The organism is Saccharothrix xinjiangensis (assembly GCF_039527585.1).
GTDB classification, from domain to species: domain Bacteria; phylum Actinomycetota; class Actinomycetes; order Mycobacteriales; family Pseudonocardiaceae; genus Actinosynnema; species Actinosynnema xinjiangensis.
Genome location: NZ_BAAAKE010000087.1, coordinates 1 through 652, shown reverse-complemented (window position 1 = coordinate 652; position 652 = coordinate 1). Strand labels below are relative to the sequence as shown.

Genomic DNA, 652 nt, shown 5'->3' with positions numbered 1-652 from the left:
GAATACCAATACGTATACCAAGCCAGATTTCAGTAACGACGCAGTGTGGCCCATTTATCAACAGCTAGGAGGCCCTGTACCCACTATATTTCCGGCTGACGACATGGGAAGTATACAAGTTTATGGGAAAACTCAACTTGTGTACCGTGGATGGCCATTATACTATTTTGGACAAGATCAACAACGTGGGGATACCAAAGGCGTAAGCGTTCCTCGCCCCGGAGTATGGCCAATTGTCAACCAAGAGACGATTACAGCGCTCCAACCTTAAAAGCTATTTAGTACAACTACAGACATACATACCGTGAAAACAAAAATATCAAAACAGAAGGGTTCGCCTTGGCAACTGATATACGCAACGAGCCTGCCCATCATGATCTTTATCATTGCTCTTGTTAGCTGTACCAAAGATCAGGCGACGACGCCTACACCCGAAACGCCTAACGAATCAATAACCACAGCTAATGTCAGCTTTTCAAATTTCGCCAGGCAACTATTTCAAAGCAAGTGCAGTTCTTGTCACTCCGTTGGCTCGTCCGCTAGCGCGAAGTGGACCTACACCGATCTGCAGTCTATTCGCGATCATAAAGCACGCATTCAAAACGCGGTACTCGTCGCCCAAACCATGCCCCTCGGCGGAACAATTTCGGAC

The 652-nt window shown here is 47.1% G+C and carries 2 protein-coding genes; both read left to right on the top strand.

The genetic code is table 11. The features are described 5' to 3' along the window. Positions 1 to 103: 103 nt before the first annotated feature. The gene (locus tag ABD223_RS43825; RefSeq protein WP_425564114.1) at positions 104 to 271 is read left to right on the top strand and encodes a COG4315 family predicted lipoprotein; all 168 of its coding nucleotides are present in this window, start codon (positions 104 to 106) and stop codon (positions 269 to 271) included. 102 nt (positions 272 to 373) lie between these two features. Further along, positions 374 to 652 (top strand): hypothetical protein (locus ABD223_RS43345; RefSeq protein ID WP_344044202.1); only part of this gene is annotated, 279 nt, incomplete at its 3' end.